Raw genomic sequence first — 23070 nt, 5'->3', positions numbered from 1 at the left:
GGTTACAGGGGCGTGAAAATCAGAGGTTGAAAACGCGAAAAGGGCGCGTGGCAGTCAGTTAGATGTTGGATTGGTTTTTTGCCCGGGGGCATGGAGCAGCAAAGGGAAGCGTTTTTCGCAAGTAAACGATAATACTTAGTCGTTTTTTACGTAGCATAAGTATTATTACTTACTAAACTTATCGAACTGATAGGTACGGTTCCGCTATCCGGATCTTCGGCACAAATAGAAGATATTATTAATAAGGAGCATCCCCCAGTTGACGAACCTGCCTTTTGAGTTGATGGGCACGCCCGGCCGGCTGGAGCTGGGAGCGGCTTTCCGCACACAAAAAAGGACGCCCGAAGGCGTCCTTTTTCAGAAGCTGGGAGGATTTATTCCTTCACCCGCGTCGGTGTTTCCTTGCCGCTGATGATGGTAGCGGCGCTTTTGGCGATCGCCTCGGTCACCATGGCCAGGTTGTCCATATCGAGCGTCTTCACCTCGTCGGAAGGCTTGTGATAATGCGGCTCCACGTCCATCTTCGAAGTGGAGATGGTATGCGCCGGCACGCCGAGGCGCGCCAGGGTGGCGTTGTCGGAGCGGTAAAACAGGTTCTGCTCGGTATACGGGTCGGGATGAAACTCGAAGCCGGTGCCTTTCAGTGCCGCCTGCAGGATCGTTCCGAAAGAGCTCTTCTCGAATCCGGTGATATAGGCGCTGTTGCGGCCCCACTTCGATTCGGTGCCCACCATCTCGATGTTGAACATGGCCATCACCTTCTCAGGATCCAGCTGCCGCGAGAAATAGGTGGCGCCGAAGCCACCACTCTCTTCGGCGGTGAAGGCCGCGAACAGAAGCGTGCGGCTGTTGTTCTTCTGCTTTGCAAAGTGCTGCGCCAGCAGCAGCATCGAAGTGATTCCGGAAGCGTCGTCGTTGGCGCCGTTGTAAATGGAGTCGCCGTTGACGGGCTTACCAATACCGAGGTGATCGTAGTGGCCGGAGAAGATCACCTGCTCGGCCGCGCGGTCTTTGCCCGGAAGCATACCCACCACGTTGGCCATTTTAAGATCCTCGAAGCTGTGCTCGGCCTTGACGGAGAACGAAGCCGGAATTTCCGGTGCCAGTAGAAATACGATATCCGAAGCATTGCTGAACAGCGAGCGCTTCAGCCCGGTAAGCCGGCCGAACGAAGACGCGAAAGAGGTATCCACCAGCACGATCGTCGGCTCCTTGCTTCCGGCCAGCTTTTGCGCGGCACGGCCAAGAGCGCGGCTATCGGCGGCGTCGGCCGGGGTGATGCGCTTCACCGCGAAGCCCGACTTCTCATTTACCTTAAACTCTTTTTTCGTGGTGATGACGATTACGTTTCTGGTATCGAAGTCAGCGCCGTTCACCTCCGCCTTCAGCAGGGTCATCTTCGGGCGCAGCACGGAAAATTCCTGGAGATAGCCCGAAGCTCCCGGGAGCGGCTTGAGGCCGGCCTTGCGCATTTCGTCGGCAATAAAAGTCGCGGCCTTCTCCATGCCCGGTGTTCCGGGCCGGCGGCCGGCAAGCTCGTCGGAGGCAAGATAGGTTTCAATACGGGTTGCTTCGGCAGAAGAGATCAGACCCGGCTTCTGTGCGGAGCAGGAAAGCGACAGCAGGAGTGCCGCCGCAAAGGAAAATTTACGAATCATGTAATGTTGAATAATGCAATGAAAAAATAGGATACGCAAAAAGGAAGCAAAATATTCAATACACAATGTTCAATGCTCAATTCTCAAGTCGGGACGCTCCTTGCACCCTGAAAATTGAGCATTGAATATTGAATATTATCCGCCTTTACAGCGACATCATCTCTTTGAACTTAACCGTCTGTCTCCGGCTTACCTCGATCTTCTCGCCGCCTTTGAGTTCCAGCAGCAGGCCGCCGTTGAAGTAGGGCTCGATCTTTTCGATGAGGCGCAGGTTGACGATATGCTTGCGGTTGGCGCGGAAGAACACCTTTTCATCGAGGCGCTCTTCGAGGGCGTTGAGCGATTTCAGGATGAGGGGCTTGTTGTTTCCGAAAAACACCTTGGCGTAGTTACCCACGCTTTCGAAGAGGCGGATCTCGCCGAGGCGGACAAACCAGCAGCGGTCGCCGTCCTTTACGAATACCTGGTCGTTCTCGGCCAGCAGGCTGCGGTTGAGTGTGCCCGGCTCGCCGTGGCCGTTGGTGCCGCCGTTGCCTTCGCCCTGTAGCTTGTGGATGGCGTCGGCAAGACGCTTCGGCTCCACGGGTTTCAGCAGGTAGTCGAGCGCGTTGACCTCGAAAGCCTTCAGCGCGTAGTCGTCGTAAGCGGTGGTGAAGATCACCTCGGGCGCCTTGTCGAGCTCGGCCAGCAGGTCGAAGCCGGTCTTGCCCGGCATCTGGATATCCAGGAAAATGAGCTCGGGGTTGTGCTGCTCGATCTTGGCCAGCCCTTCGTCCACGTTGCCGGCCTCGTCCACGATCTCGATCTCGGGAAACTCCTGCAGCAGCTTGCGCAGCTCGGTGCGCGCCAGGCGCTCGTCGTCAATGATTATTGCTCTCATAACACGGTTTGAATCGTTAACTGGTTAATTAGTTTATCAGTCTATCGGTTAATTGGCTCTTATCCGCTACCAACCTCCTGAACCCCTTGAACCTCTCCTCGCCTATACCTTCTCAAAACTCTTCTCCACACCCACCGGTATCTCCACCCGGGCCTCCACGAGGTCGTCGGCGATCTGCCGGATGTGGAAGTGCGCGCGGTCGCCATAGAGCAGGGCCAGCCGGTCCTGTGTGCTGGAAATGCCGAAGCCGTTGTCGGTGTCGCGATTGAGGTTGCCGGTGTTCTGTACCGTCAGCTCGTAGTAGCGGTCGTGAAAGTCGGAACGGATCCGCACCACGCCGCCACGCACCTGACGCGAGATGCCATGTTTAATGGCATTCTCCACCAGCGTCTGCAGCATCATCGGCGGCACCTCGCATTGCAGCGTCTGCTCGTCTACCTGGTATTCCACGTGCAGGCGGTCTTCAAAGCGGATATGCTCCAGGGCAAGGTAATCTTTTACGATCCGCAGCTCGTCGTTCAGCTGCACGGTCTCGCCTTTCTCGGCGCGCAGGCTGGAGCGCAGGATATTACTCAGCTCGGTCACCGCGGTGCGGGCACGCTCCGGGTTCTCGTCGATGAGGGCGCGGATCGAGTTCAGCGCGTTGAAAATAAAGTGCGGGTTGATATGCGCCTTGATGGTTTGCAGCTCCAGCTCTTTGACAAGCTTTTCCAGCTGCAGGGTATCCATTTGCTGCTTGCGGCTCTTGGATACGTAGTGGTACATGAAGTAGATCAGGTTCCAGATGAAAAACAGCAGGAAGAAAGAAACGCCCCCGCTCAGGATAAGGAGAAAGCTGTTTTTGTCGGCATATTCCTGTTCGTCCTTTTTCAGCCAGTGGAAATATTGCAGCATCCGCATATACATGAAGGACGCCAGGATCGAAAAGGTAAAGGTCATGAGCAGGAACTGCGCCACCTGCCGGTCGAAGGTGCGCTGCATGACGTTGAGCCGGATAATGGCGAAGCGCATCACGTGGGTAGCCAGCAGGCCCACCAGGATGAAAATTCCCAGGCGGCCGAAAAAAATCTCCACGCTGGCCCGGGTCTGGAACTTATCGAAGGACCATGCGAAAAAAGTATTCGTCAGGGCAAAACTCCCCCACCCCGCTGCCTGCAGCACCCAATACTTCGAAAATTTCCCCAGATTCATAATAGTCAAATCTACAATAAGATACAGGGATAGCCGGGCTAAATGGACAGGCGGCCCATCGATCGTTTGAATCTTGCCCTTTGCGGTTTGAAAATAAGCCGGAACGCCGGGGCAACCCGCCGCCAACAAAATGCGTAAGCATTTTTACAGGGGAAAAGTATTTAAGGGGTATTCGAAAACCCACTAAACAGATTCCCTTAGGGCAACCTTTAGGACATCGTTTTTCTACTAAGAAAAATTGCGCAATTGAAGAAGTTTTAATCCGAAATCCTAGGAAGCCCGTCCGTACGTAGGTAATTTAGTATTGTCCGATTTACCAAATAACCGACCGACCTTATGAATCACCGTATCCAAAAACTCTTAATGGGAGGCCTGTGCCTTCTGCTCGGATTTTTGGGGCATGCGCAGAGTTACGGAAAAGTGGTGATCAACGAATACATGCCCTGGCCTTCCGCCTCCTGCGGCACCACAAGCGAGTTTGTGGAGCTGCTCAATTTCGGCCCCGGCCCGACCAATATCGGGTGCTATATCCTCACCAACGGCAAATATTCCGTTACTATTCCCCCCAACACCATCCTGCTTCCGGGCCAGTTTTACCTCATCGCCGGGCAAAACAACCTCCCGATCGGCTGCGGCAACATCGACAGCGCCGTCCGCGCCGACCTCAACTGGAGCACCTGCGGCTGCACCAACGTAGCCATCCCAACCTCTGGCGACGGGTTTATGACCGATGGCGGCCCCGCCAACGTGAACCTGGTGCTTTTCGACCCTTCCCTCAACGTAGTAGATGCCGTTACCCGCGAAACGCCCGTCCCGGTGGTGTCGGGTATCACCACCTCCAATGTCAGCAACGGCTGCACCCGCAAGTCTTTTGTACTCAGCAGCATGACGATCGATTATGAAACGCTCGGCATGTCTACGGGCAAATCCAACTCCTTTGCCCGCAAGCTCGACGGCGACTGCGAATGGATCAAGCAGCCGCAGGTGAGCGCCCACGCCTCCAACAACAAAACCAGCGGCGGCACTTCCTCGCTGGTGTACCAGTTCAACATCACCAACTCGATGGACATGTGCACCACCGTGCGCGGCTCCGTCAATATCAGCGTGTCGGGCAGCAACCTCAGCACCTACTTCCCGATGAACTACACGCTGGCCCGCGACGTGGACAACAACAGCGTTTTCGACTTCAGCGACAGCTATACCTACGGCACCGATGCCTCCATCCCCGACACTACCATCGGCGGACTTCCCGGCGGGCAATACATCGTAACCGTAGGTTCGTCCAAGGGTTGCGACCTGAAGTCTTTCCCCTTCTCGATCCTCCCCTGCCAGTCGCTGCTGCCCATCAAGCTGCTCGACTTCTCGCTGGCGGTGAGCACGCCCGAGACCCACACGTTTGCCTAGCGTCTTTCCGATGTGGACGGCCTCAGCGCCGTGGAGCTCGAGAGCAGCACCGACGGCGCCCACTTCCGAAGCGAGCGCCGCTTTGAGCTGCGCCCCGGAGGCCCGCTGCAGTTCCGCGTGCCGGTAGCCCGCAGCGGCGCCACGCACTACCGCCTGCGTCTTTCCGGCAACAGCGGCCGCCCCGAGTTTTCGCGGGTGCTGCGCCCCGGCAGCACGCTGCTGCCCGAAGGCCTGCACCCCAACCCCGCCACTACCGATGTGAATCTCGACGTATATGCCGCCACCGATGGCCCGGCGCGTTACCGCGTGGTGTCGCTGATCGGCAGCACCCTGCAGCAGGGCGAGCTGCGCCTCCGCGCCGGCAGCAACCCGGTACGGGTGAATGTGGCCGGCCTTCCGCGCGGCGTTTACCAGCTGCTGCTCGAAGGCCGCAACGGCGAACGCCCGATGCCGCTGCGCTTTGTAAAGCAGTAATTAGCAAACCATCCTATTGTGAAAGGGCCCGCTACGCGGGCCCTTCTTTTTCAATCGCGGGCGGGCCGCAGGCAGCCGGGGGGCACGAAGACACGACGGCACGAAGGCACGACGTTTTTTATTTTCTATTCGTTACTGATCACCAGTAGCCTCGTTGCTAAACTTGGCTTTTAAAATGTGTCCGGCTACCGGACCTTCAAGGCCCCGCCGCCTGAAAAAGGTTTTTCGTCGTGCCTTCGTGATTAACAGAGGGCCGCAGGCCCTCCTGTCTTCCAAAGAGATATGCCAAAGGCTTTCACCACCATTTTATGGGAAAAAGCACTTTGAATCCTGTTCGATTTCACAAGGTTTCTCCGGGACAGTTACGGAGCTTTCGGGAAATAGATTCTATGATTACGGATGAAGAAGTGATCGCGGCGGCCAAGAGCCTGTCGTGCCGACCTGATCGTAAACGATACCGTGCTGGTGGAACTCAAATCGCAGACCGACCTGCCTAAAGAATATTACCGTACCGTTATCACCTACCTGCGTCTTTCACGGATCCGGCTGGGCCTGCTGATCAACTTCGGCGCCCCGCTCCTGCGTGATGGCATCCGCCGGGTATTGAATGATTATAGCATCCCTGTGCGGGAGTGAAGGCCGCAAGCGGCCTTGGGTCACGACAACACGAAGGCACGACGGCACAACGTTCTTTTTGAAACAAATAAGTTTTTTCGTCGTGCCTTCGTGCCGTGGTGCCGTCGTGAATATTTGAGGGCCGCAGGCCCGAAAGACGGGAAAACCGATGCGATACGAGATACGCTCAAAGAGAAAGGCCCGGCATTGCCGGGCCTTTATTATGGTAGTGTCAGCTAAACTGTGTCACTTAGGTTATAAAGGTTAACCGTGAACCATCAAAAGCGCGGGTTCTCAGCACTTTTTCTCATTTTCGCGCAAACGAACTGACTCCATGTATCGCAAAACCAAAGCCGTCCTGCTGTTCAGCCTGCTTGCCCTCGGCACCATTACTGCCTCCGCGCAAAAGCGCCCCTACGACCCGATGAACGACCGCTCGGTGCAGTCGAACCCCGTGCTGCGCAATTACTGGCGCCAAAAGACCGACTCCCTGTACAATACCGATGAATACCGGGCCCTGCGCGACTCCGCCCGCAATGCGTCGGTGCGGCAGCGCCGCTACAGCGGCGGATCGATCTTCAGCGGGGTGATTCACTCGGACGTTTCCACCATCAACACCGCCCTCACCACCAGCGGCTTCCCGGCGCTGAACGAATACAGCGCCCTCATCGGCTTCGGCTGGAATGCGCGCAGCGGGCAGGTGCTCACCGACTTCACGCTCCTGGCCAACTTCGGCTCGCGCTCCAAAAAAGAAAGCGAGAAATACACCATCGGCGGCGGCGACCTGCTGCGCCTCGACATCGGCTACGACCTGCTCCGCAGCGACAAGGTGGCGCTCTATCCCTACGCGGGCCTCGGCTGGCGCATTTCGTGGATCCGGTACAACTTCGAAGACCTGACCAAGCCCAACCTGCTCATCGAAAGCGCCCGGACACCGCTCGAGCTCACGGCGCGCTCCTCCCGCGTGGGCTACCAGGCGGGCCTCGGCCTCGACTTGCGCATCGGCCAAAGCAAGGACGGCTGGCGAAGCACCTTCCTGTTCTTCAAAGGCGGGATCAACGGTGCCATCGGCGGCGAAAAATACAAGGTGGAAGGCCGCGGATACCACCCGCCGGTGCAGCCCTACGACTGGGAAGTGCAGGCCGGCTTCAAATTCATGCGCCCCCGATAGGCCAACCCTTTCTCAGTACATTTGTTAAGCTTACGAAAAGCGCTGCCCGTGCGGCGCTTTCGGCTATTTTTGCAGGAAGCTCCGCCCGGCCGGCGGCGCCGATAAACCCGCTCACATGCAGATCACACCCGGCACCTTGTTACAGCAGATCAACAACCCCGACGACCTTAAGAAATTAGGCAAGGAGCAATTGCACCAGGTGTGCGCGGAGCTGCGCCAGTATATCATCGACGTGGTGAGCGTACACGGCGGTCACTTTGCCGCCTCGCTCGGCGTGGTGGAGCTGTCGGTGGCCCTGCACTACATATACAACACACCTTACGACCAACTGGTATGGGACGTGGGGCACCAGGCCTATGGCCACAAGATCCTCACCGGCCGCCGCGACAACTTCATCTCCAACCGCAAGTACAAAGGACTCTCCGGCTTTCCGAAGCGGAGTGAAAGCGAGTACGACACCTTTGGCGTGGGCCACTCCTCCACCTCCATCTCGGCGGCGCTCGGCATGGCCATGGCCGCCAAGATCAAGGGAGAGACCGACCGCAAGTCGGTGGCGGTGATCGGCGACGGCTCCATGACCGCGGGCATGGCCTTCGAAGCCATGAACCACGCCGGCGTGGCCGACTCCGACGTGCTCATCATCCTCAACGACAACTGCATGAGCATCGACCCCAACGTGGGCGCGCTCAAGGAATACCTTACCGATATCTCCACCTCACCCGCCTACAACAAGGTGCGCGACGAGGTCTGGAACCTGCTGGGCAAGCTGCCCGTAGGCAAGCGGTTCACCCGCGACATGGCCTCCAAGCTTGAAACCTCGGTGAAAGGCATGGTCAACCGGAGCTCCAACCTGTTTGAGTCGCTTCACCTGCGCTACTTCGGCCCCATCGACGGGCACAACATCACCAAGCTCGTTGATACGCTCAAAGACCTGCGCCAGATTCCCGGGCCCAAGCTCCTGCATATCATCACCGTGAAGGGTAAGGGCTATGCGCTGGCTGAGAAAGACCAGACCAAGTGGCACGCTCCGGGTCTGTTCGACAAGATCACCGGTGAGATCTACAAGAAGAAATTCGACATCCCGCAGCCGCCCAAATACCAGGACGTGTTCGGTCATTCCATCATCGAGCTGGCCGAAGCCAACAACAAGATCATCGGCATCACGCCGGCGATGCCTTCGGGCTCCTCGCTCAAGTTCATGATGGAAAAGATGCCCGACCGCGCCTTCGACGTGGGCATCTGCGAGCAGCACGCCGTGACCCTTTCGGCCGGCATGGCCACACAGGGGCTGCGGGTGTATTGCAATATCTACTCCTCCTTCATGCAGCGCGCCTTCGACCAGGTGGTGCACGACGTGGCCATCCAGAAGCTGCCCGTGGTATTCTGCCTCGACCGCGCCGGACTCGTTGGCGAAGACGGTCCCACCCACCACGGCGCCTATGACATCCCCTACTTCCGCTGTATTCCGAATATGATCATCTCCGCGCCGATGAACGAGCAGGAGCTGCGCAACCTGATGTACACCGCGCAGCTTGAAAGCACGGAGCTGCCCTTCGTTATCCGCTACCCGCGCGGCGAGGGCGTGATGCCCGAATGGCGTAAGCCTTTTGAAGAAATCACAATCGGCAAGGGCCGCCGCCTGCGCAGCGGCAAAGACGTGGCCATCCTTTCCTTCGGTCATCCCGGCAATTTTGCCGCGGCCGCCATCCGCGAGCTGCTGGCCGAAGGCCTCACGCCCGCTCACTACGATATGCGCTTCGCCAAGCCCATTGATGAAGCGCTGCTGCACGAAGCCCTCTCCACCTACGGTAAGATCATAACGGTAGAAGACGGTACGGTGGTCGGCGGCTTCGGATCGGCGGTGCTCGAGTTCATGCAGCAGCACGGCTACAAGAACGACGTACGCATCCTCGGTATCCCCGACCGCATCGTGGAGCACGGCACCCTGAAAGAGCTGCACAAAGAGTGCGGCTATGACGCGGCAGCGATTGCCGAGGCGGTACGGGACCTGTGTAAGATCAGCGTGAATGCGATCGTGGCGTAGCCACGAGTCATTGCGAGCGAAGCGAAGCAAACTCCGGCGTTACGCAGGGTAATAGAAATTACAAAGCCTCTTGTCCTGAACGGGCGAGAGGCTTTCACGTTAGATACAGTACTCAGGTTCGGGAGTTTGCTTCGCTTCGCTCGCAATGACGCTAGCGCGTCCTCCTTGCATTCCCCTGCATATTCCGCAGCAACGCATCCGCATCGCGCGTAACGTCGTTGAGCGTCACGATCTGCACATTCGGGTAGCGCCGGAACTTCTGCAGCAGGCGCTGCCCTTCGGGGCTTTCATCGATCATCACCACCGTAAGCTGCACGTTGAGCGTGCTGAGAATCATTTTTTCGATATCGGGGAACACCGGGAAGTCGCCGTCGGTGACGAGAAACACCTGGTTGTTGCCGCCGGGGAGGAGTTTTCGTAAAGCCTCGCGGTAGCCTTCGCCGATGGCCGCGGAGCCATTGGTGGCCTCGCCCTGCGAGCGCAGCGAATCCACGATCCGCAGCAGGCGGCGGTTGTCGCTCTGCGCGGACGTCTCGTAAAGGCGCGCAATGTGGTCGCCGAAGCGGTAGAGCGACACCTTATCAACCGGGCGCAAGGCCTGCACCAGCGACTTCATCGCGGTTTTGAGCAGGGCCATCCGCCGCTGCTGCTTCATGGAGTTGGAGAGGTCCAGTAGAAATACAATGTTGCTCGGCTTGTAGTGCGCGCTGTCGAAGCCCGCCGGGGGCAGCGAATCGCGGTAGGCGGCCTGCACCGGGGTGGCGGGCAATTCGGCCGCGGGCTGCACGCGGAAAATGTCGGTAGCGCCCACCGTGCCTTCATCCGAAACAAAGATGGCGGCGCCCGTCCAGGGATCGATCCGGAAGTCGCTTTCCTGGCCTTTGCTGTTCACGGGCGCCCCGAGGTTTTTGGGTACACTCCATTCCGTCCAGCCCGGGCCGCTGCGCGTGCTGCTCCAGACATCATAACCACCCAAACCGCCGGGGCGGTCGGAAACAAAATAAAGCGTTGCCCCATCCGGCGACAGCCAGGGCGCCGACTCCTGGAAGGGCGTATTGATGGAAAGCTTTTGCGGGCTGTCCCATTGCAGGCGACCCCAGTCATCTTCGTTGGGGTTGAGCGGGCTGCAAACAAAAAGATCGAGCTGGCCGCCGCGCTGCAGGCTGAGGAAAAGCAGCTTTGCCGGGCGAAAGAGGAAAGCCTTTGCAAAGCGGCTGTTGTTCATCGTATCGGCGCCAGAGAAGGGCAGCGACACGTATTCAGGATCGCCGGTGGTATAGGTGAAGGCGAGACCGTTGCTTTGGTAGAGGCGGCGCCCCATGTGCCGGAAGTGCCCGTTGACCAGGAACTGCCCTTCGCAAAGCTGGGCAAAAACGGTTTTGTTGCCGGCGGCGGGCGGGTTGAGCAGTCCATGCTTTTCACTAGCCGTCCACCCGCCACCTGCACTCCGGGTGCTGAAGCGGATCTCGGTGTAGGGGCCGTTGCCTTCGCTGAAGAAGAGGGTATCGCCGCCGAGGCTGAAGAGGGGTGCCGTTTGCGCCGCGGCGTTGTTGACGGCGGGGCCGAGGCCCTCGCGCTGCCCGCCCCACTGGGCCCGGAGCACCGCGGCCGGAAGCACGATCAGCAGGAGGAAGAGGATGAATCGCATAAGTGGCGCATAGGATTGGAGAAGTAAGATACTTATTCCATCCTGTTTGCATGCAGAAAACGCGCCGCGCCCGCTCTTCCGGGCAAGCCGGGAACGTTCGTTTTCACGATTTGATCCTTCATAGCGGGCTTTGAACGTTCCAATCGGCGTTTTGAACGCAACAGGTGCCCTTTTGCTCATTCGGAACGGGGACTGCAACGTTCAGGACTGGCTTTGAACGTTGCTTCCTTACGTTGAACGTTCCAGAACAGTATTGCGGGTGATGAACAGCGGCGCACAAGGGTGGAAAGCCTATGGATTATCCCGGGTGTTTGCCTCCCTGCGTTAGGTTCCGGCTGCTTCCTGTTTTCCTGATCCTGGCCGGCGGCAGTGCCGCGGCCTTGTACGGCAACCGGGCGCGGATGCCCGTTCCGGTTACCCGCCCGGCGACGACACTACCGCTTTCTCGACACCGCGGCACGCTATATCCGGGCAGAAAAAAGACCCATATTGCTATGGATCTACGAATAGATTTTTCGATCTCCGATGTCTGATGTCCGATTTGCTTGCCGATCTCGAATTTTGTTCGATTTCTTATTTCGCTTCGCGGCCTGAATCAGACATCGGAGATCAGACATCGTAAGATTTCCTACAGCAGGTGCATATGCTCTTCGTCCGTGAGCCCCTCTTCGGATTCGTTGTATTCCACGAGGAAGTTATTGCGGCCGTCGCCGATAACGATGCGCAGAAACCGTTGCTGCGCCAGCTCCAGCATCGAAAGAAACAGGAAGATGGCATGCACCCGGTTTTCCGCACGCTCGAAAATGCTTTCGAAGGTTAGGGTGCGCCGGCTTTGGGCAAAGGAGATCATGTCGGTTTTGGTGTGCTCCATACTGTAGTTATACGGAACCACGGTGTGCACCGGCTTGTTGTTTTTCTCGTGGAGGCGCTGCATCACCTTTTCGAAAGCTTTCATCAGCTTGAAGAGCGTGATGGTCTGCACCTCGGTGCCTTCGGATGCTTCCTCACCGATGGCGGCAAGCTCGCGCTGGATGTTGCCGCGCTTCACCAGCAGCAGGCGCTCGGCCTCCTGCAGGGCCAGCTCCGCGGCGGCCTCCTTGTACTTTTTGTATTCAAGGATCTTGTCTACCAGCTCCTGGCGCGGGTCGATCTCGTTGCCCTGGGCGTCGATTTCCTTGCGCGGGATGAGCATCTTGGCCTTGATCCGCATCAGCGTCGACACAAAAAGGATGAACTCGCTCGACAGCTCGATGTTGAGTTCCTCCTGCGAATGGATATAGGTAAGGAAGTCCTTGATGATGTTGTTGATGGGAATATTGTAGATATCCAGCTCGTCGCGCTCGATGAAGAAGAGCAGCAGGTCGAAGGGGCCTTCGAACTGGGGAAGCTTGATCTGGTAGTTGCTGTTGTGAAGGGCCATGGTGGTAACAAAAATCCCGCGGCGAAGCTGCCCCGGGAGCCCGTAAAGATACGTTATTCTTTTTTAGCATACGGAGGGCGCGGGAGCGGGTTTATTTTGGCTTCAGACGCTTTGATAATCTGCCTTGCCGCACTTTTGCAGCCCATGACCGCCCGCGACAAATGGATCAACTGGAGTCTTTTCGTGCTGCTTGCCCTCATCTGGGGCTCGTCGTTCATCCTGATGAAGATCGGGCGCACGCAGCTGAACGGCATGCAGATCGGGTCGATCCGTATCCTGTCGGCTGGCCTCGTATTCGCGCCTTTCGCCCTGTTCCATTTCCGGCATATCCCGCGGGCCAGGCTGCCCCTGATCTTCGTCTCCGGACTGCTCGGCAACCTGCTGCCGGCCTTTTGTTTTGCGGCTGCTATCGATAAGATCGACTCCTCGCTGGAGGGCATCCTCAACTCGCTCACACCGCTTTTCGTGATCGTGGTGGGCGCGCTCTTTTTCGGCATGAAGCTCGAGCGGATGAAAGTGGCCGGTGTGCTCGTTGGCTTTATCGGCCTCCTGCTCCTGAGCCTATACAGCGGCTTCAATGCCGCCAACTTCGGCTTTGCCGCGCTGGTGCTGCTGGCGACGCTTTTCTACGGCATCAACGTCAACCTGGTGAACCGCTATCTCCGCGGGCTCAACGCGGTGCAGATGGCAACGGTATCGCTGACCATGGTGGCGGTTCCGGCCGCGATTGTGGCCGTGCAGCAGGACGTATTCTCCATTCTCCGCTACGACAGCGGAGCCCGCACCGCCATCGGCGCCTCGGCGCTCCTGGGCGTGGTGGGCTCGGCCATAGCCACTGCCCTTTTCTACCTCCTTATCAAACGCTCCGGTCCCCTGTTCGCCTCCCTGGTTACCTATGCCATCCCGGTTGTGGCAATCCTCTGGGGCCTCCTCGACGGCGAAGCGATCACATGGGTGCAGGTGGGTTGTCTCGGGGTGATCCTGGGCGGGGTGTACCTCGTGAATAAGAAATCTTAGCATCTCGGAGCTCAGGATCTCGGATCTGGATGACGCGTGGAATAAAAACGGCCGGAAGCTTTGCTTCCGGCCGTTTTACATTCAAATCCAAGATCCTGAGATCCGGGATAAAGCAATCTACACCACCATGATCTCCTTCTCCTTCGCCTCGAGGTGCTTTTCCACCAGGGCGATATACTTGTTGGTCATTTCCTGGGCCTCGGCTTCGAAATCTTTGGCGGCGTCTTCGGAGAGGCCGTTCTTCTGGGCTTTCTTGATCGTCTCGATGGCGTCGCGGCGGATGTTGCGGATGGCCACACGGCAGTGCTCGCCTTCACCCTGGCAGCGCTTTACGAGTTCGCGGCGGCGCTCTTCGGTGAGCGGCGGCAGGAAGAGACGGATGATGTTACCGTCGTTCTGGGGGTTCAGACCAATATTGGAGTTGATGATGGCCCGCTCGATGGGCTGCAGCATGTTGCGCTCCCAGGGCTGGATGGTGAGGGTGCGGGCATCGGCCACGGCCACGTTACCCACCTGGTTGAGCGGTGTCGGCGCACCATAGTAGTCGACCATGATGCCGTCGAGGATCATCGGGTTGGCCTTGCCGGCGCGGATCTTGCCCAGTTCGGTTTCAAGGTGGCCGATGGCCTTTTGCATCGATTCTTCAGAGCCTTCCAGGGCGAGCATCACTTCTTCTGACATATAATAGGCTGATTTAGTGGGGCAAAACTAACATGAATATCGAATATCGAACAAGGAATATCGAATATCGGGTTTCAAAAAAGCGAGCCTCCCGTTTCCGAGAGGCTCGCCGATATTCGTTATGCGCTATTTGATATTTTCTAGTTTTCCGCTACTGCCTGCTCCGGCGAGATCGGCACCACCTTGGTCACCAGGTGCCCCTGGGGCTCGGCAATGGAAACCGGCAGCGTATCCTTGATGATCCTGGCCACGGGGCTGCGGCGGGTGTAGATGAGAAAGCCGACAATGCTGAAAGCGATGGAAAGGATCAGCAGGGCCAGGTAGTTCGGGCCGAGGTTGCGGGCGAAATAGGCGACCGTGATAAAGCCGATATTCACCAGCAGGCAGGTAAAGGTCACATATTTATGACCGAGCCCGCGGTCGAGCAGAAGGTGGTGGATGTGGTTGCGGTCGGGCGAGAACGGCGAGCGGCCGTTGAGGATGCGGATGGCAAATACGCGGAGGGTATCCGTTAGTGGTACCACCAGGATGGCGAAGCCAATGGCTACGGCGGAGGGCAGCGCATAGGCGGCACCGGGTGTATCGGCCACGGTGATAAACTTGATCACCAGCGTTGAATTCACAAGTCCGAGCATGAGAGAGCCCGAGTCGCCCATGAAAATCTTGGCGGGGTTGTAGTTGAAGATGAGAAAGGCCATCAGCGCGCCGGCCATGGCAAAAGACAGTGCTGCGTAGCCTTCCATCCCGGCCACGGTAAAGTAGGCGCCGAACACCGACATCGTAAGCAGGCTCAGCGTAGCGGCAAGCCCGTCTACCCCGTCGATCAGGTTGAACGCATTGATTATTACAATAAAGGTGAGGTAGCTCAGGGCCAGGCTAAAAGCCTCGGGCAGCTCCCAGAGTCCGAAAAGCCCGTGCATGCTGCTGATCCGCACCCCGCAGAGATGGATCAGGATGGCGGCGGCCAGCAACTGGCCGATGAACTTTTTGGTAGCGCTCAGGATGAGGATGTCATCCTTGACCCCAAGGAAGAAGATCACCGTTGCTGCCGGGAAAAAGTACTGCAGCTCAGGGTTAGCCTTCAGGTTAACGGTGAAGAGTGCGGCAAGAAAAAAGCCGATGAAGATGCCGACGCCGCCGAGGGAGGCGATGGGTTTCTTATGCAGCTTGCGCTCGTCCGGGATATCGTACAGTTTTTTCAGCTCCGCGATGCGGATAATGGCAGGAATCGCCCAAAACGTAAGGATGAAAGCGATGGAGGCCGTCAATAGCACATTGAGCATGAGAGTGTGTGGTTGGGTTTACAAACTGTTTTCAGGGGTCCAGCTATCACTTAAAAAACGCTTCCCACAGGTATTGGATCCAGCGCTCAATTCAGGGCGCTAAATTAACCATATTAATGAAATTCGCCATAGCAAAGACGGCTTTTAAGTGGTTTCACCTAGCAAAAAAATGCTGACTGCGACATTCCGGGAAATCAAAAAGGTGCACTTTTGCACCTCCGGATTTTAACAATAATCGATCCAAAAGGTTAAATGTCAACTAAAAACTTATGCCAGCCCTAACCGAAATCGCTAGCCAGGTCCGCCGCGACATCCTCCGCCAGGTACACGGCGTTAACAGTGGCCACCCGGGCGGATCCCTCGGCTGCGCCGACTTCATGACCGCCTTGTACTTCGATATCATGAAGCACAACCCGGAAAACTTCGACATGAATGCCATCGAGCAGGACGTGTTCGTGCTCTCTAACGGTCACATCTCGCCGGTTTTCTACTCGGTGCTGGCACGCTCGGGCTACTTCCCCATATCCGAGCTGGGCACCTTCCGCAAGCTCGACTCGCGCCTCCAGGGCCACCCCACCACCCATGAGGGATTGCCCGGCGTCCGCATCGCCTCCGGCTCCCTCGGCCAGGGCATGAGCGTAGCCATCGGCGCCGCCCTCGCCAAAAAACTCAACAACGACCAGCATATCGTCTACTCCCTCCACGGCGACGGCGAGCTGCAGGAAGGCCAGAACTGGGAGGCGATCATGTTCGCTCCCAATCACAATGTCGACAACCTCATCGTCACCATCGACTGGAACGGCCAGCAGATCGACGGCCCCACGCACAAGGTGAACGACCTCGGCAATATTCGCCAGAAGTTCGACGCCTTCGGGTGGTATACCATGGAAATGAACGGCAACGATATGGACGAAGTCGTGCACACCCTCAACGAAGCGAAATCGATGGTGGGTAAGGGCAAACCGATCGCCATTATCATGCACACCATTATGGGTAAAGGCGTGGACTTTATGGAAAACGATCACAACTGGCACGGCGTGGCACCAAGCAACGAGCAGCTTGAAAAGGCGCTTGGCCAGCTGCAGGAAACGCTGGGAGACTATTGAATAGCGAATATCGAACAAGGAATAATGAATTCCGAAATAGTAAAGCCCTCGTCTTTGACGAGGGCTTTACTATTAAATAATCAGTTATCTGTATTTGATACGCAATGGTCAATATTGAACATTGATTGTTGCGTATGACGCTCCGTCCCTTCAGGCTTCGGAGTTCCTTGCCCGATATTCTTTATTCTTTATTCGATATTCGTTATTCCTATTCTTCCCTTATCAAAAACTGCTGCCTTGCCGCCTTGCGTGCCGGGATCCAGGAAGCAATGAGCGCAATGACGAAGATGGTGGCCGTTACCAGGGCAAAATCCCAGGGGTTCAGCTTTACGGGGAAGTAGTCGATGAGGAAGGAGCCGCCGGTAAGCGGGATGAACTTGTATTTGAGTTGCGCCAGCGCAAGCCCGAGGGCCAGCAGGATACCCGTGCCACCACCGATAACGGCCAGCAGCACCCCTTCGCTCATAAAGATGCCCTGGATGCGACGGCTGTCGGCGCCGAGGGCGTGGAGCACCTGGATATCTTTCTTTTTCTCCAGCACCAGCATCGTCAGCGACCCGATCATATTGAAAGCCGCCACCACCAGGATAAGCGACAGGATCGCGTAGATGACCCACTTTTCGGCCCGCATCACGGCATAAAGCGAGGCGTTCTGCTCGTAGCGGGTCTGCACTTTGTAGCCCGCGCCGAGAACTGCCTCCAGCGCCTCCTGCACTTCGGGGGGGTCGGCGCCGGGCGCCAGGGCGATCTCGAGCGCGCTGAACTGACCCGATGGCAGCTCCATCATCTGTTGCATGAACGAGAGGCGGGTAAGCACATATTTGTTGTCGAAATCCTGCTGGATGAGAAATGCGCCGGCGGTATTGATGGTGTCGGCGCTGATGGCGCTCAGCGGGTTGCTGACGTCGGCGGCGGTGCGGCGGGGCAGGTGCACCAGCAGGGGCGCCAGGTTGCGGTCGCTCTGCACGCCCACCGCGTTTTCCACGCCGGCGCCCAGCACCAGCAGGGGCGCGTCGGGTGTGCCGAGGTCGAATTCGCCGCGAAGCATATGCTGCCCCACACCCGACACCTTGCGGTAGTTGTCGTCCACCCCTTTGAGGGTGATGATCGACTGGTAGTCACCGTTCTGCAGCAGGGCTTTTTCTTCCAGCACGGCGGCGGTGGCCGTTACCCCTTTCACCGAGCGGATCCGCGCCAACTGGGCCTCGCTGAGCACGAGGTGCTTGCCGGCCGCCGGCCCGATGCGCATATCGGGGTAAAACGAGGAGTATAAGGACTTCACCAGGTCTTCAAAACCATTGAAGACGCTCAGCACCAGGATGAGCGCCGCCGCCCCCACCATGATGGCCACGATGGAGATCCACGAAATGATGTTGATGGCGTTGGTGGACTTTTTAGCCTTGAAATAGCGCCAGGCGAAGAGGAAGTTCATGAATATCGAATATCGATTAGAGAATATCGGATATCGGATCAAACGCGCCGCAGGGGCGATATTCGTTTTTCGATATGCGTTATTCGTTATTTCCCTCCCCGTTCTCCGTTCCCTGTTCCTTGTTCTTTGTTCCCTGCTCCTTCTTCTCTTCATTCAGCTCCTCATCATCCTTCTTGATCTGGTCAAAGATGTTTTCCATCTTGAACACGTAGTCGAGGGTATCGTCGAGGAAGAAGCGGAGTTCGGGCATCCGGCGCAGCTGCCTGCCCACGCGGGTGGCCAGCTCGCGCTTGATCTCCCATTCGCGCTCGGCGATCTTTTTCAGCGTCGCCTTCTGGTCGGACACCTGGAAGAGGCTCAGGTAAATGCGCGCCTCCAGCAGGTCGGGGGTCACCTTTACCGACGACACGGACACCATGCCCCCGTCCATCATACTCATCCCGAGCCGGCGGAAAATGTCATTGACCTCTTCCTGGATCAGCCCGGCTACCTGCTTCTGTCGTTTTCCTTCCTGCATAGCGTCTGTGTTTGGAGCAAAAATACGGGTTCGTGAACCGTGAGCCGTCAACCGTCAACCGAAAGCAAAGCGATCGGGGGGCTGTTCCGGGGCATAGGGTTCACACCTCACGGCTGACGGCTCACGTTTTCCTACCTTTGCCGCTTCGCCACCGCGCCACTCATGAAGAAATACGCCCGCATCTTCCGCTACCTGAGCCACTATAAAAAGGATATCTTCCTCTATACGCTCTGCACCATCCTTTCCGTCGGCTTTTCGATCGTGTCGATCGGGATGCTGATCCCCTTTTTCAACCTCATCTTCCGTAAGGGAAGTGAGGCCGCCCAGGCCGCACCGAGCAGCAGCCCCGTGCTCGAGTCCCTGCAAGGCGCCGCCCGCAACATCATCGAAAGCCAGGGTCCGGAAAGAGCGCTGGCTTTTATCTGCGCCTTTATCATCGTGGCCATCCTCCTCAAGAACGTCTTCCTGGTAATGGCCAACTACGTGCTCAACCCGCTCAAAAACCGGATCGTCAACCAGCTGCGCGGCGACCTTTACGACAAGATCCTGCACCTGCCGATCGGCTATTTCACCGAAAAGCGCAAGGGCGACCTCATGAGCCGGATCACCAACGACATCGGCGAGGTGGAAGGCTCCCTCATCGGCGCGCTCGAAGGCTGGGTGCGCGACCCCATCACCATCCTCATCAACTTCACCACGCTGATGCTCATCAGCTGGCAGCTCACCGTATTTGTACTGCTCTTTCTCCCGGTGGTGGGTCTCATCATCGGGCGGATCACCCGCAAGCTCAAGACCATCTCGGGCGAAGTGGCGCAGCGCGCTGCCGACTCGGTGTCGGTGCTTGATGAAACGCTCACGGGCCTGCGTGTTCTGAAGGCCTTTAACCTCGAAGGGCTCATGCGGGCGCGCTTCCGCGGTATCGACAGCGACCTGCTGCACATCAAGAACAAGGTGACGCGCCGCCGCGACCTCGCCTCTCCCACCTCCGAATTCCTCGGCGTGGTGGTATTCTGCTGCATCCTTTATTTCGGCGGCCGCCTCGTGCTTTCCGGCGGCATCTCGCTGCCGGCAGAAGCCTTTATCGGCTACCTCGGCCTATTTTACAATATCATCAACCCGGCAAAAGCGCTTTCCACCTCCTTCTCCAATATGCAGAAAGGACAGGCCGCCATCGGCCGCATCGAGGAAGTGCTGCAAACGCCCAACACCGTCGACGACAACCCCAACGGCCGCATACTCGAAGAGTTCCGCGACTCCATCGAGCTGCGCAACGTAGGCTTTTATTACGATGACAAGCCGATCCTGCAGGACATCAACCTGAAAATCAAAAAGGGACAGACCGTTGCCCTCGTAGGCTCTTCGGGCGCGGGCAAGAGCACCCTGGCCGACCTCGTGCCCCGCTTTCACGACGTGGGCGAGGGCGAGCTGCTGATCGATGGCGTCAATATCCGCGACTACCAGCTGCACTCGGTGCGCAATCAGATCTCGATTGTAACGCAGGAGCCCATCCTGTTCAACGACACCATCGGCAACAATATCCGCATGGGCAAGCAGGACGCCACCGAAGCCGAGATCGAATCGGCCGCGCTCATTGCCAATGCCTACAATTATATCAGCACGAAGGAGCAGCGCTTCGACACCAATATCGGCGACCGCGGCACCAAGCTTTCGGGCGGCGAGCGCCAGCGCCTCACCATCGCGCGCGCCATCGTGAAGAACCCGCCCATCCTGATCCTCGACGAGGCCACCTCGGCACTCGACACCGAAAGCGAGCGCCTCGTGCAGGACGCCATCAACAACATGATGCAGCACCGCACCTCCATCGTCATCGCCCACCGTCTCAGCACCATCCGTCATGCCGACGAGATCATCGTGCTGCAGAAAGGCCGCATCGTAGAGCGCGGCAACCACGACGAGCTCATGGCAAAAGGCGGCTATTATCACCGGCTGGTACAGATGCAGGAACTGAAATAAAAAAAGACCCTCCGTTATGCGAGGGTCTTTTTTTTTCGGTGGGATTTACTTCTTATCAGAATACGCGGAACCGCACCATGACGTTGAAGCTGGTGAAGGCGTTGCTAACCAGCGTGCGGCCATAGGAAAGATGCAGCGAGCCGCGCTCGGCCTGCAGCCCGGCGCCGGCGTGCAGCTCCGCGCCCAAGGATGACAGCGGCGTGTTGCTGGTAAAACTGTTTCCTTCATGATTGCTGTCGTAAATCGTTGACGTCGCTTCGTAGGCGATCCGGAAGCGCGCCGCGGCACCCAACTCGAGGAAAGGACGCAGCCTGCCCGAGCCCAGCATCCGCCGAACGCTCGGGTCGATAACAAAAACGGAATACTTTACCTTTTCGGTTATGGTCTGCACGGAACGGTAATAGGCCGCGTACGGCATTTCATACTTCCCCTCGTGCTGTATGCTGGCATATGACAAGCCGATGCTTACCACCAGCGGTGCATTAATCTTGCTGGGAGACAGGTCTGCAAAAGCACCAGCCCCAAAGCCCGAGCCGGTGGACTTACCGTTGGCCTCCTGCCCGAAGTAAACCCGTGTTGAATTGTTCGAGACAGAGCTTGCCGACACCTGGGGACCAAAGCGGACTACCAGGCCCTTCTTATTTTTTGAGCCGACGATCGTGCTGCTGCCGGCGCCGCGGCAATCGTTGATATGCTGCACGATCCGGATGAGGGCGCGCGACTCGTATTTAACGTACCGCATCTCGCTGGCGATTGCGTCGCCGCAGCCCGAGGTGACGGCGAGGCGCCCCAGCAGGTTCTGGAAATCGGTAGTGCCGCGGATGCTGCCGGTGCTGTCCACATAGGGCTCATAGGGAAGCAGGGAAAGCCCGGCGTCGCTGCTTTCGGTAAAAAAGAAATGGGGCGCCGCATTCTCGTCTTCATACCGGTACAAGGACACCGGCCCGTTCACGAGCTTTTCGGTAAAGACCAGTCCCGTACGATAAATTTCCCGCTTATAGTCGGCTTTAGTGCGGTCCAGCTCGCCGATGGCCAGCACGGGCACATCAATATTATGACGCTCATAAACTGTTCCGTCTTCCAGCTCGATACGCGACGCATCAACCACGGTAATATTGCGGAAGCTGCCGCTCTTTTCGGTGGCGAAGGGAAAGGCCTGCGGCGTCGATTCCGTTTGCGGACTTTTAATAAACCCGGTCAGCGTACCGGAAGCAGTCTGTACTTTGGCAGCAATATAGCGACTTTGCTGCGCCCCTGCAGCCAGGGTCGTTACCAGCGCCAGGCTGGTGATGATTGTTCTCAACATCAGTTAGTTTTTTGTTACCGCAAACAAAAAGAAAAAAGCCCACATAAGCGGGCTTTTTCTTATCGTATTATTACGGGCGCCGTTATTTCAACACTTCGCGGGAGATCACCAGCTTTTGAATCTCGCTCGTGCCTTCACCGATGGTACAGAGCTTGGCGTCGCGGTAATGCTTTTCCACGGGAAAGTCTTTGGTATAGCCGTAGCCGCCGAATACCTGCACGGCATCGTTGGCAACCTTAACCGCTACTTCGGAGGCGTAGTATTTGGCCATGGCCGATTGCTTGGTCATGGGAAGGCCCCGCTCCTTCAGGTCGCAGGCCTGCAGGATCAGCAGCTCCGACGCTGCGATCTCCGTGGCCATATCGGCCAGCTTGAAGGCGATGCCCTGGAAGGACGAGATGGGCTTGTCGAACTGGTGGCGCTCCTGCGAATATTGAAGGGCCGCCTCGTAGGCACCTTTGGCGATGCCCAGGGAAAGGGCCGCGATTGAGATACGGCCGCCGTCGAGCACCTTCATCGCCTGCTTGAAACCGTCGCCTATTTCGCCGAGGCGGTTGGCGTCGGGGATGACGCAGTTCTCAAAGATCATTTCGGCTGTTTCGGAGGCGCGCATGCCCAGCTTGTTTTCTTTCTTGCCGCCGCTGAAGCCCGCGGTGCCACGCTCCACCACGAAGGCGGTAGCGTTGTTCTTTGCGCGGGGCTCGCCGGTGCGGCAGATCACTACGGCCACGTCGCCGCTCTTGCCATGGGTGATCCAGTTCTTGGTGCCGTTGAGGATCCAGTTGTCGCCGTCGCGCACGGCGGTCGTTTTCATATTGCCCGCGTCCGAGCCGGTGTTGGGCTCGGTAAGCCCCCAGGCACCGATCCACTCGGCGGTGGCGAGCTTAGGCAGGTATTTCTGCTTCTGCTCTTCGTTGCCAAAATACAGGATATGACCGGTGCAGAGCGAGTTGTGCGCCGCCACCGACAGGCCGATGGAACCGTCCACCTTGGCAATTTCCTCGATCACAGCCTTGTATTCGAAATAGGAGAGCCCGGCGCCGCCGTACTGCTCGGGCACCAGCACGCCCATCATGCCCAGCTGGCCGAGCTGCTTGAAAATCTCAACCGGAAACTCCTGGCTTTCGTCCCACTCCATCACGCGGGCCTTAATATTCTGAAGCGCAAAGTCGCGGGCGGTCTGCGCCACCTGCTGGGTAATCTCGGACGTAGTAAAATTCATATAGCAATCGTTATGTGCGGCGCGAAG

The 23070-nt window shown here is 57.6% G+C and carries 18 protein-coding genes and 1 pseudogene; 8 read left to right on the top strand and 11 right to left on the bottom strand.

Annotated elements, in window-relative coordinates:
- Positions 1-374: 374 nt before the first annotated feature.
- From EPD60_RS10145 to EPD60_RS10135, 3 genes are all read right to left on the bottom strand, one after another.
- Positions 375-1658, bottom strand: a complete 1284-nt coding sequence (locus EPD60_RS10145; RefSeq protein ID WP_131449339.1) for a M28 family peptidase — start codon at positions 1656-1658, stop codon at positions 375-377.
- Between the two features lie 145 nt (positions 1659-1803).
- Positions 1804-2538 (bottom strand): LytR/AlgR family response regulator transcription factor, encoded by a 735-nt coding sequence (locus EPD60_RS10140; RefSeq protein WP_131449338.1) that lies wholly within the window; start codon positions 2536-2538, stop codon positions 1804-1806.
- Between the two features lie 102 nt (positions 2539-2640).
- Complete coding sequence (locus tag EPD60_RS10135; RefSeq protein ID WP_131449337.1) at positions 2641-3729, bottom strand: sensor histidine kinase; 1089 nt, start codon at positions 3727-3729, stop codon at positions 2641-2643.
- A 336-nt stretch (positions 3730-4065) separates the two neighbouring features.
- On the opposite strand from EPD60_RS10135, the gene EPD60_RS10130 reads away from it, so the two are divergent.
- From EPD60_RS10130 to dxs, 5 genes and pseudogenes are all read left to right on the top strand, one after another.
- Positions 4066-5133, top strand: coding sequence for a lamin tail domain-containing protein (locus tag EPD60_RS10130; RefSeq protein ID WP_131449336.1), 1068 nt, complete (start codon positions 4066-4068; stop codon positions 5131-5133).
- A 12-nt stretch (positions 5134-5145) separates the two neighbouring features.
- Complete coding sequence (locus EPD60_RS10125; RefSeq protein ID WP_131449335.1) at positions 5146-5607, top strand: T9SS type A sorting domain-containing protein; 462 nt, start codon at positions 5146-5148, stop codon at positions 5605-5607.
- 438 nt (positions 5608-6045) lie between these two features.
- A pseudogene (locus tag EPD60_RS10120) lies at positions 6046-6243 on the top strand (GxxExxY protein); the annotation flags it as partial.
- A 313-nt stretch (positions 6244-6556) separates the two neighbouring features.
- A complete protein-coding gene (locus EPD60_RS10115; RefSeq protein ID WP_131449333.1) occupies positions 6557-7393 on the top strand; it encodes a hypothetical protein in 837 nt (278 codons plus the stop codon).
- Between the two features lie 115 nt (positions 7394-7508).
- Positions 7509-9437 (top strand): 1-deoxy-D-xylulose-5-phosphate synthase, encoded by a 1929-nt coding sequence (dxs, locus tag EPD60_RS10110; RefSeq protein WP_131449332.1) that lies wholly within the window; start codon positions 7509-7511, stop codon positions 9435-9437.
- Between the two features lie 151 nt (positions 9438-9588).
- Here the strand turns inward: dxs and EPD60_RS10105 are convergent, their stop codons facing one another.
- Complete coding sequence (locus EPD60_RS10105; protein WP_165871498.1) at positions 9589-11085, bottom strand: VWA domain-containing protein; 1497 nt, start codon at positions 11083-11085, stop codon at positions 9589-9591.
- A gap of 628 nt (positions 11086-11713) precedes the next feature.
- The gene (locus tag EPD60_RS10100; RefSeq protein WP_131449330.1) at positions 11714-12505 is read right to left on the bottom strand and encodes a segregation and condensation protein A; all 792 of its coding nucleotides are present in this window, start codon (positions 12503-12505) and stop codon (positions 11714-11716) included.
- A 144-nt stretch (positions 12506-12649) separates the two neighbouring features.
- On the opposite strand from EPD60_RS10100, the gene EPD60_RS10095 reads away from it, so the two are divergent.
- Complete coding sequence (locus EPD60_RS10095; RefSeq protein WP_131449329.1) at positions 12650-13522, top strand: DMT family transporter; 873 nt, start codon at positions 12650-12652, stop codon at positions 13520-13522.
- Between the two features lie 117 nt (positions 13523-13639).
- Here the strand turns inward: EPD60_RS10095 and frr are convergent, their stop codons facing one another.
- Positions 13640-14203, bottom strand: a complete 564-nt coding sequence (gene frr, locus EPD60_RS10090; protein ID WP_131449328.1) for a ribosome recycling factor — start codon at positions 14201-14203, stop codon at positions 13640-13642.
- Positions 14204-14343: 140 nt separating this feature from the next.
- Positions 14344-15486 carry a glycosyltransferase family 4 protein gene (locus tag EPD60_RS10085; RefSeq protein ID WP_131449327.1) on the bottom strand — a complete coding sequence of 381 codons (1143 nt, stop codon included), beginning with the start codon at positions 15484-15486 and terminating at the stop codon, positions 14344-14346.
- Between the two features lie 269 nt (positions 15487-15755).
- Here EPD60_RS10085 and EPD60_RS10080 point away from each other — a divergent pair, with 269 nt between their 5' ends.
- Positions 15756-16592: a transketolase gene (locus EPD60_RS10080; protein WP_131449326.1), complete on the top strand. Its 837-nt coding sequence runs from the start codon at positions 15756-15758 to the stop codon at positions 16590-16592.
- Between the two features lie 208 nt (positions 16593-16800).
- Here the strand turns inward: EPD60_RS10080 and EPD60_RS10075 are convergent, their stop codons facing one another.
- Together EPD60_RS10075 and rbfA are read right to left on the bottom strand one after the other, a co-directional pair.
- Positions 16801-18024: an FtsX-like permease family protein gene (locus EPD60_RS10075; RefSeq protein WP_131449325.1), complete on the bottom strand. Its 1224-nt coding sequence runs from the start codon at positions 18022-18024 to the stop codon at positions 16801-16803.
- A 79-nt stretch (positions 18025-18103) separates the two neighbouring features.
- Positions 18104-18541, bottom strand: coding sequence for a 30S ribosome-binding factor RbfA (rbfA, locus tag EPD60_RS10070; RefSeq protein WP_131449324.1), 438 nt, complete (start codon positions 18539-18541; stop codon positions 18104-18106).
- Between the two features lie 162 nt (positions 18542-18703).
- Between rbfA and EPD60_RS10065 the strand changes: the two genes are divergently transcribed.
- Positions 18704-20515, top strand: a complete 1812-nt coding sequence (locus EPD60_RS10065; RefSeq protein WP_131449323.1) for an ABC transporter ATP-binding protein — start codon at positions 18704-18706, stop codon at positions 20513-20515.
- A 55-nt stretch (positions 20516-20570) separates the two neighbouring features.
- Here EPD60_RS10065 and EPD60_RS10060 read toward each other — a convergent pair whose 3' ends face one another.
- Positions 20571-21821, bottom strand: a complete 1251-nt coding sequence (locus EPD60_RS10060; protein ID WP_131449322.1) for a hypothetical protein — start codon at positions 21819-21821, stop codon at positions 20571-20573.
- 82 nt (positions 21822-21903) lie between these two features.
- Positions 21904-23043 (bottom strand): acyl-CoA dehydrogenase family protein, encoded by a 1140-nt coding sequence (locus EPD60_RS10055; RefSeq protein WP_131449321.1) that lies wholly within the window; start codon positions 23041-23043, stop codon positions 21904-21906.
- Positions 23044-23070 lie beyond the last annotated feature (27 nt).

This window comes from Flaviaestuariibacter flavus, from assembly GCF_004337505.1.
GTDB lineage: Bacteria > Bacteroidota > Bacteroidia > Chitinophagales > Chitinophagaceae > Flavisolibacter > Flavisolibacter flavus.
This window is presented reverse-complemented; position numbering and strand designations above follow the sequence as displayed.